General features: G+C 71.0%; 7 protein-coding genes and 1 rRNA gene. 1 reads left to right on the top strand and 7 read right to left on the bottom strand.

The window, feature by feature from the left end; genetic code table 11:
* Together G3I53_RS17380 and G3I53_RS17375 are read right to left on the bottom strand one after the other, a co-directional pair.
* Window positions 1-535, bottom strand: a 16S ribosomal RNA gene (locus tag G3I53_RS17380); the annotation flags it as partial.
* A 567-nt stretch (window positions 536-1,102) separates the two neighbouring features.
* On the bottom strand, window positions 1,103-2,110 hold the full coding sequence (locus tag G3I53_RS17375; protein WP_164333523.1) for a stage II sporulation protein M: 1,008 nt from the start codon (window positions 2,108-2,110) through the stop codon (window positions 1,103-1,105).
* Between the two features lie 118 nt (window positions 2,111-2,228).
* Here G3I53_RS17375 and G3I53_RS17370 point away from each other — a divergent pair, with 118 nt between their 5' ends.
* Window positions 2,229-3,320 (top strand): RDD family protein, encoded by a 1,092-nt coding sequence (locus tag G3I53_RS17370; RefSeq protein WP_164333522.1) that lies wholly within the window; start codon window positions 2,229-2,231, stop codon window positions 3,318-3,320.
* A 39-nt stretch (window positions 3,321-3,359) separates the two neighbouring features.
* On the opposite strand, the gene G3I53_RS17365 is transcribed toward G3I53_RS17370, so the two are convergent.
* The 5 genes from G3I53_RS17365 to G3I53_RS17345 all read right to left on the bottom strand — a co-directional run.
* Entirely contained in the window at window positions 3,360-3,977 is a 618-nt protein-coding gene (locus tag G3I53_RS17365) for a hypothetical protein (RefSeq protein ID WP_164333521.1), read from the bottom strand.
* A gap of 178 nt (window positions 3,978-4,155) precedes the next feature.
* Window positions 4,156-5,613, bottom strand: coding sequence for an adenosylhomocysteinase (ahcY, locus tag G3I53_RS17360; protein WP_164333520.1), 1,458 nt, complete (start codon window positions 5,611-5,613; stop codon window positions 4,156-4,158).
* Between the two features lie 290 nt (window positions 5,614-5,903).
* Entirely contained in the window at window positions 5,904-6,884 is a 981-nt protein-coding gene (locus G3I53_RS17355) for a cation transporter (RefSeq protein ID WP_164333519.1), read from the bottom strand.
* Window positions 6,885-7,030: 146 nt separating this feature from the next.
* On the bottom strand, window positions 7,031-8,182 hold the full coding sequence (manA, locus tag G3I53_RS17350; RefSeq protein WP_164333518.1) for a mannose-6-phosphate isomerase, class I: 1,152 nt from the start codon (window positions 8,180-8,182) through the stop codon (window positions 7,031-7,033).
* A 69-nt stretch (window positions 8,183-8,251) separates the two neighbouring features.
* Window positions 8,252-9,155: SIS domain-containing protein (locus G3I53_RS17345; protein ID WP_164438527.1), on the bottom strand; the 904-nt coding region annotated here is incomplete at its 5' end.

Raw genomic sequence — 9,155 nt, 5'->3', positions numbered from 1 at the left:
TTCCGGACAACGCTCGCGCCCTACGTATTACCGCGGCTGCTGGCACGTAGTTAGCCGGCGCTTCTTCTGCAGGTACCGTCACTTTCGCTTCTTCCCTGCTGAAAGAGGTTTACAACCCGAAGGCCGTCATCCCTCACGCGGCGTCGCTGCATCAGGCTTTCGCCCATTGTGCAATATTCCCCACTGCTGCCTCCCGTAGGAGTCTGGGCCGTGTCTCAGTCCCAGTGTGGCCGGTCGCCCTCTCAGGCCGGCTACCCGTCGTCGCCTTGGTGAGCCGTTACCTCACCAACAAGCTGATAGGCCGCGGGCTCATCCTGCACCGCCGGAGCTTTCGAACCGCCTGGATGCCCAAGCGGTTCAGTATCCGGTATTAGACCCCGTTTCCAGGGCTTGTCCCAGAGTGCAGGGCAGATTGCCCACGTGTTACTCACCCGTTCGCCACTAATCCCCACCCGAAGGTGGTTCATCGTTCGACTTGCATGTGTTAAGCACGCCGCCAGCGTTCGTCCTGAGCCAGGATCAAACTCTCCGTGAATGTGTACCCGTAATCGGGTGTCACACCACGAGAGCGGAACCACCGGAGGAATAGTCCGATGGTTCACAGCGTCCTCGCTGTGTGTATTTCAAAGGAACCTCGACCATCCGAAACCGGATGGACGGGGTATCAACATATCTGGCGTTGACTTTTGGCACGCTGTTGAGTTCTCAAGGAACGGACGCTTCCTTCGTACTCACCCTCTCGGGCTTTCCTCCGGGCGCTTCCCTTCGGTTTTTCCGTTTCCGACTCTATCAGACCTTTTCGATCCGATTTCCTCGGTGCTTTCCAGGTCGACGCTTTTCGCGTTTCCCTTTCCGGCGGACCCCACTTTATCAGAGGTTCCGGGCCGGTCTGACCGGCCTCTGCTTTCCGATTCATCGGGAGAGGCTTCTTCGAAAGAAGTGTTTCAAGAAGCAGACAGATTCTCACTGTCACCGTCCTGGAGGGCCGCCTTACGGCTACAACTCCAGGCAACTGTTCGAATCTACCTCCCCACAGGCGCCGTGTCAACGGCTTCCCTCGGGGCGATGAGGACACTAGCAGCTCACCCTGCCCGTCCGCACATCAGGCCGCGGTCGGCAGGGTGGCGCTGCGCTCGGACGCGTCCAGGTCCCCGGTCTGGCCGGCCCGGGCCGCGCGTCCGCCGACGATCCACACGTAGGCCAGGAAGGCCAGTTCTGCCACGACCCCGATGGTGATGCGGGCCCAGGTGGGCAGGCCGGACGGGGTGACGAAGCCTTCGATGGCGCCGGAGACGAAGAGGACGACGGCGAGACCGATGGCCATGGCGAGCGCGGCCCTGCCCTCTTCGGCGAGGGCCTGGCGGCGGAGGCGTGGGCCGGGATCGATCAGGGTCCAGCCGAGACGCAGCCCGGTGCCGGCGGCGACGAAGACCGCGGTCAGTTCGAGGAGGCCGTGCGGCAGTACGAGGCCGAGGAAGGTGTCGAGCCGGCCCGCCGATCCCATCAGCCCGAAGCCGACGCCCAGGTTGAGCATGTTCTGGAAGAGGATCCAGATCACCGGCAGCCCGAGGAAGACGCCCAGGATGAGGCAGAGGGCCGCGGCCCAGGCGTTGTTCGTCCAGACCTGGGCGGCGAACGACGCGGCGGGGTTGCTCGAGTAGTAGGTCTCGTACTGCCCGCCGGGGCGGGTCAGCTCACGGAGTTCGCTCGGGGCCGCGATGGACGCCTGGACCTCCGGGTGGGTGCCGATCCACCAGCCCAGGAGCGCGGCGACGGCCGTGGACAGCAGCGCGGTGGGCACCCACCAGTGGCGGGACGTGTAGACGGCGGCCGGGAAACTGTGGCCGAAGAAGTGGGTGACGTCCCGCCATGAGGCGCGGCGGGTGCCGGTCACCGCGCTGCGCGCGCGGGCCACGAGTCCGCTGAGCCGTCCGGTCAGCTGGGGGTCGGGGGCCGCGGACTGGATCAGGGAAAGATGGGTGGCGGTGCGTTGGTAGAGGACGACGAGTTCGTCGGCCTCGGCACCGCTCAGGCGGCGCTGGCGCCGGAGCAGGGAGTCGAGGCGGTCCCACTCCGCGCGGTGGGCGGAGACGAAGACGTCCAGGTCCATCGGTGTGCCTGCTCCTCGGCTGTGCGACTGGGTCGGCGTGGTCGGCTTGTCGTACTGGGTGGGACAACAGCTTGGCAGACTGGCGGGATGAGGGGCATGGCGAGGGAAGGCGGCGGGCGTGAGTGAGCTGGTGACGGGCGAGGCGGTGGCTTTGGAGCTGCGCCCGGCGAGATTGCCCAGCCGGGCGTTGGCGGTGCTGCTCGACCTGGCGGCCGCCATGGCGGTCTACATCGGGCTGACCATCCTGGTGGTGGCGGCCACGGCGTCGTTGGACGAGGCCGCGCAGACCGCGATATCCCTGTCCCTGTTTCTGCTGACCCTGGTGGGCGGGCCGATCCTGATCGAGACGCTGACCCACGGGAAGTCCCTGGGGAAGCTGGCGTGCGGTCTGCGGGTGGTGCGGGACGACGGGGGGCCGATCCGGTTCCGGCACTCGCTGGTGCGGGGACTGATCGGGGTGATCGAGATCCTGATGACGCTGGGTGTGGTCGCCTGCATCGCCTCGCTGGTCTCGGCGCGTGGGCGGCGGCTCGGGGACGTCTTCGCGGGGACGCTCGTCGTACGGGAGCGGGTGCCGGCCGCGCGGTCCGGTTACGTTCCGCCTCCCCCGCCCTGGCTGGCCGGGCGGTTCCAGGGGCTCGACCTGTCGGCGGTGCCCGACGGGCTGTGGCTGGCGGTACGCCAGTACCTCACGCGGATGGGGCAGCTGGACCCGCAGGTCGGCTCGGCCATGGCGCAGCGGCTGGCCTCGGACCTGGCGGACCGTACGGGGACCCCCGTGCCGCCGGGAGTACACCCGGCGGCCTATCTGGCGGCGGTGCTGCAGGAGCGGCAGGCCAGGGAGGCGCGGCGGGCCTTCGGCAACGGTGCGGCGGCGGGCGGTCGGCCCGGTGGCGCGACGGCCGGTCCGACCGGCCCCTACGGCCCGCCCGCTCCCGCACAGGGTCCGTACGGACACCCCGCCCCGATGCAGAGTCCGTACGCGCCGCCCGCTCCCTCACAGGGCCCGTACGGGCAGCCCGGGTATCCGGCGGCGGCATCCGCTCCCGCGGCCCCGTCTCCCACTCCTCCCACTCCTCCGCCCGCCATTTCTCCTTCTCCATCCCCCACCCCTCCCCCGTCCGCGACGCCCCCGGCGCCGAGTTCGCCGGAACCGAAGGACCGACCGTCGGCCGGCGGCTCCCGCGGAGGGTTCGTCCCGCCTGCCTAGCAGGGCCGGGGGCCTGAGGCGGGTCCAGGATCCGGCGGGTCAGGGGAACACCGACGGTGGCGACTCGAGGTCCTCCAGCTCGATGCCGGGCGCGGAGAGGACGACGTCACCGGCCAGGTGCACGGGGTGCTGCTCGCCGGTGTCCAGGGCGGTGACCTGGTATTCCTCCACGGTCAGGGGGCCGTTGTCAGTGGCGTGTGCTTCTCTCTTCACCAGGGCCCAGGACTGGTCGACGGTGCGGGGGGCGAGGACCGGGTCCGTGAAGGCGACGAGACGGACGCGGGTGGCCGACGTGGAGGGGGTGAGGCGCAGGAGCCGCGCGGTGGCGACGAGGAAGGCCGGGGAGGAGCCGGTGAAGGCGTGGGCGCGCACATTGCCTTCGGTGGCGTGGCTTCCGGTGGGGTCGGTGCGGACCCAGGTGACGCCGTCGAGGGCGGCGCCGCGGACCTGCCAGCTCCCGGCGTGGAGTTCGAGGCGGATGGGCCGGCCGAGTTCGTCGAGCGCGAGGTCGACGGAGCCCAGGTCGTCGCCGGAGGAGGGGGCGGTGAGCCGGGAGACGTAGCGCCAGCCGGAGGGGCCGGGGGCGCACTGGAAGTGTTCGTCCGCGAGGGGGGTGTGATCGTGCGGATCGTGGAGCGAATAACGGCCGCGGGGCATGGGGGTCCTGGGTCGTGACGGACCGGTCCCGCGGGGGACGGCCCGGCGGGGCGGTCGGGCGGGGAACGGGCAGGCCCCCCGGCACGGGGGTGCGGGGGGCCTGTCCTGGGGACCTGCTGCCGGCGGGGTGCGTCCGCGTGTGACGGCGTGGACGCGCCCGGCCCGGTGGGCGTCCGGCTCAGTAGCGGTAGTGGTCCGACTTGTAGGGGCCTTCGACCTTCACGCCGATGTACTCGGCCTGCTCGGGGCGGAGCGTCGTGAGCTTCACGCCGAGCGCATCGAGGTGCAGGCGGGCGACCTTCTCGTCGAGGTGCTTGGGCAGCACGTAGACGCCGGTCGGGTACGCGTCGGGCTTGGTGAACAGCTCGATCTGGGCCAGGGTCTGGTCCGCGAAGGAGTTGGACATCACGAACGACGGGTGGCCGGTGGCGTTGCCCAGGTTCAGCAGGCGGCCCTCGGACAGGACGATGATCTTCTTGCCGTCGGGGAAGGTCCAGGTGTGCACCTGGGGCTTGATCTCGTCCTTGACGATGCCGGGGACCTTGGCGAGGCCGGCCATGTCGATCTCGTTGTCGAAGTGGCCGATGTTGCCCACGATCGCCTGGTGCTTCATCTTGGCCATGTCGGAGGCCATGATGATGTCCTTGTTGCCGGTCGTGGTGATGAAGATGTCGGCCGTCTCGACGACCTCGTCGAGGGTCGTGACCTGGTAGCCGTCCATCGCGGCCTGCAGGGCGCAAATCGGGTCGATCTCGGTGATGATCACGCGGGCGCCCTGGCCGCGCAGGGACTCCGCGCAGCCCTTGCCGACGTCGCCGTAGCCGAACACGACGGCGGTCTTGCCGCCGATGAGGGTGTCGGTGGCGCGGTTGATGCCGTCGATCAGGGAGTGGCGGCAGCCGTACTTGTTGTCGAACTTCGACTTGGTGACGGCGTCATTGACGTTGATCGCCGGGAAGAGGAGGGTGCCGTCGCGCTGCATCTCGTACAGGCGGTGGACGCCGGTGGTGGTCTCCTCGGTGACCCCGCGGATCTCGGAGGAGAGCTGGGTCCACTTCTGCGGGTTCTCGCTCAGGGTGCGGTTGAGCAGTTCGAGGATGACGCGGTGCTCGTCGGACTCGGCGGTGTCGGGCGAGGGGGCCTTGCCGTCCTTCTCGTACTCGACGCCCTTGTGGACGAGGAGGGTGGCGTCACCGCCGTCGTCGAGGATCATGTTGGGGCCGCCGGTGGGGCTGTCCGGCCAGGTCAGCGCCTGCTCGGTGCACCACCAGTACTCCTCGAGGGTCTCGCCCTTCCAGGCGAAGACCGGGACGCCCTGCGGGTTGTCGGGCGTGCCGTTCGGGCCGACGGCGATGGCGGCCGCGGCGTGGTCCTGGGTGGAGAAGATGTTGCAGGACGCCCAGCGGACCTCGGCGCCCAGGGCGACGAGGGTCTCGATGAGGACCGCGGTCTGCACGGTCATGTGCAGGGAGCCGGTGACGCGGGCGCCGGCCAGGGGCCGCGCCTCGGCGTACTCCTTGCGGATCGCCATCAGGCCCGGCATCTCGTGCTCGGCGAGGGTGATCTCCTTGCGGCCGAACTCGGCCAGGGAGAGGTCGGCGACCTTGAAGTCCTGTCGGTTGTCGACAGTCGTCATTGCGAGCTGCTCCTCGGGGTGTGGGTCGAGGTGGGTACGGCTGGTCTGCGCGGCGGCGGACACCCTTGTGCCCGGGGAGGACACTGGCATGCCCGCGTACGCGCAGCGCAGTCCGTCGGAGGCCCTCTCTCCCTCGGCCGGTCCGCACGGGACCGCCCGACCGCCATCAGCAGCGACGTCTGGCTCCGTCCCAAGCTACACCGCGGCCACCGGCCGACCCCAGTCCGTCACCGCATACATCAAGCCGATCACGGAGTGTCAGGGCCGGCCGGCTTCCGCGGCGGGGCGGGTCAGTGCGCGGAGGGGTCCGGAGCGGGTCCGCCGGGGGTGGCCTCGGGGTCGGCGCCCTTGGCGGCCTCGGCGGCCTTGTAGATGTCGGGCTCCAGGTAGATCACGCGGGCGATGGGGACGGCCTCGCGGATGCGGGCCTCGGCGGCGTCGATGGCCGCGGCGATGCGGACCGCCGTGTCGTCGTGGCGCACGGCGATCTTGGCGGCGACCAGCAGTTCCTCGGGGCCGAGGTGGAGGGTGCGCATGTGGATGATGCGGGTGACGGTGTCACCGTCGACGAGGGCTGCCTCGATCCTGCGGGTCTCCTCCGGGCCGGCCGACTCGCCGAGCAGCAGCGACTTGGTCTCCAGGGCGAGCACGAGGGCGATGAGGATGAGGAGGATGCCGATGCAGAGGGTGCCGATGCCGTCCCAGACGCTGTTGCCGGTGAGCAGGGCGAGTCCCACACCGCCGAGGGCGAGGACCAGGCCGACGAGGGCGCCGAGGTCCTCCAGGAGGACGACCGGCAGCTCGGGCGCCTTGGAGTGGCGGACGAACTCCTTCCAGGAGCGCCTGCCGCGCACCGTGTTGGACTCCTTGATCGCGGTGCGGAAGGAGAAGGACTCGGCGACGATCGCGAAGACGAGGACGCCGACGGGCCAGTACCAGTGCGTCAGCTCGTGCGGGTGCTTGATCTTCTCGTAGCCCTCGTAGAGGGCGAACATGCCGCCGACCGAGAAGAGCACGATGGACACCAGGAAGGCGTAGATGTAGCGCTCGCGGCCGTAGCCGAAGGGGTGCTCGGGCGTGGCCTTGCGCTGGGCCCGTTTGCCGCCGACGAGGAGCAGGGCCTGGTTGCCGGAGTCGGCGAGGGAGTGCACGGACTCGGCGAGCATCGACGAGGAGTTGCTGAAGAGGAACGCCACGAACTTCGCTACCGCGATCGCGAGGTTGGCGGCGAGGGCCGCCACGATCGCCTTGGTGCCGCCTGACGCGCTCATGTGTCCGCGTGGTCCCTTCGTACGCCGTGTGCGGGCTCCGGACGGGCGCGGGTGTGCGCCCGTCCGGAAGAGGTCCCGTCGTGTGACGGGGCGCCATTGTTGCAGCCCCGCCGGGTACGGCGCGTCAGGTGCCGCTCACGCGGGGGTCAGACGACGACGGTGGCCCGGAACAGGGTTCCGGCGCCGGTCACTTCGGCCTTCTCCCCGGCCGGGACGAACACGGACGTGCCCGGGGTGAGGTCGTGTCCGCCCGCCCGGACGCCGCCAGCCGTGCAGAGCAGGATCTGCGCGGTGTCCAGGGTGAGGTCGTGGGTGGCGCCGCCCTCGGGGAGGACGTAGCGGGACAGCCGGAACTCGTCGGTGGGGGTCTCGTAGACCTCCTCGCCGTCGGGTGCGGCCTCCGGGCGGAGGATGCCGGCGTCGCGGGACTCGAAGCGGACGATGCGCAGGAGTTCCGGGACGTCGACGTGCTTGGGGGTGAGGCCGCAGCGCAGCACGTTGTCGGAGTTGGCCATGATCTCGACGGCGAGGCCGTCGAGGTAGGCGTGCGGGACGCCGGCGCCGAGGAAGAGGGCCTCGCCGGGCTGGAGCCGGACGTGGTTGAGGAGCATCGCGGCGATGACGCCGGGGTCGCCGGGGTAGTGGTGGGCGATGCCGGCGTAGGGGGCGTAGTCGCCGCCGAGGCGGTCGCAGGCCGCGGCGGTCTCGGCGACCGTGCGGGCCATGTCCTCGGGGTCGGCGGTCAGGACGGCGGTGAGGACCTCGCGCAGGGCCGCGTCCTCAGGACGGGCGTGCAGCAGGTCGACGTAGGGCTTGAGGGAGTCCACGCCGAGGCCGTCGAGGAGTCCGGCGGCGCGCAGCGGGTCGCGGAAGCCGCACAGGCCGTCGAACTCGGTGAGCGCGCAGACCAGTTCGGGCTTGTGGTTGGCGTCCTTGTAGTTGCGGTGCGGGGCGGTGACGGGGACACCGCGCCGTTCCTCGTCGGCGTAGCCCTCCCTGGCCTGGTCCAGGTCGGGGTGGACCTGGAGGGAGAGCGGGGCGCCGGCGGCGAGCAGCTTGAGCAGGAAGGGCAGCCGGGGGCCGAACCGGGCGACCGCGGGGGCGCCGAGTTCCTTCTCCGGGTCGGCGTCGATGACCTCGACGAGGGTGCCCCGCGCGGTGCGGGAGGGGGCCCCCGGGTGGGCGCCCATCCACATCTCCGCCTGTGGCTCGCCGGTCGGCTCGGTGCCGAGCAGGCGCGGGATGGCGGTGGTGGACCCCCAGGCGTAGGGGCGGACGGTGTTGTCGAGGCGGTCCATGGTGGTTCTGGGTTTCCTTCTGCCGGTTCTGGTGCGGACGCGGTGCGGGCCGGGCCGTCCCGGGCGTGATCAGCGTGCCGAGGCGATCGCCAGGTAGACGGCGGCGAAATCCGTGACGGCGATCAGTTCGGCGAGGGTCTCCAGCTCGCCGCCCGCCTCGGGTTCCAGCTCGCTGATCGGTGTGTCGTGGCTGAGCGCGAGCTCCCGGGCGGCCGGGGCCGCGGTGAGCCCGCCGATGGGGCGGTCGCGGAGGAGGACCACGCGTGCGTGCAGGGCGGGCGCCTCTTCGACGCGGTCGCGGAAGAAGTCGTCGGGGTCGGCGCCGGCAGCGAGCGGGCCGGCCAGCAGGGCGCTGTGCGCGGCGAGCGCCTCGGGGAGTTCGGCGACGACGGCGGGGCGGCCGGAGAGCTCGGCGAGCGCGGCGGCGAACCGGCGGCCGGCGGGGCCGGCCGAGACGCCCTCGGTCCACACGACGGGCAGCGCGTCGGCGAGTTCGGCGGCGAGGGTCTTGGCCGGATTGCTGTAGGCGGCGATGGCGGGGCCGCACTGTTCGGCGATCTTGTCGAGGCGGTCGGCGACCTTCTCCAGGGCCTCCGGCGGGGCGGCGAGCAGGCCGGTGCGGTCCAGCAGCGCGATCAGCGGGGTGAGCAGCGCCCACAGGACGCCGGGCGCGGCGGCGGCGAGGGGTTCGCCTGCGTCCTGGGGGGCGCTCGCCATGGGGATGAACAGTCCGTGGGAGCCGTTCACCGATTCCGCGAGCGGGCTGCGGGCGGGGGCGACGGCGACGACGGCGCAGCCGCGGCGGTAGGCCTGCTCGGCGAGCAGGGACAGGCCGGGTTCGGAGCCGTCGGGCGTGGCGATGAGCAGCAGGTCGACGGAGCCGGCCCAGCCGGGCAGCTCCCAGCGCAGGGCGCCCGCGGCGGGCGCGACGCCGGTCGGGGCGAGCCGGGTGACGGGGCTGCCGGCACCGGCC

The organism is Streptomyces sp. SID14436 (assembly GCF_010548465.1).
Taxonomy (GTDB): Bacteria; Actinomycetota; Actinomycetes; order Streptomycetales; family Streptomycetaceae; genus Streptomyces.
This window is presented reverse-complemented; position numbering and strand designations above follow the sequence as displayed.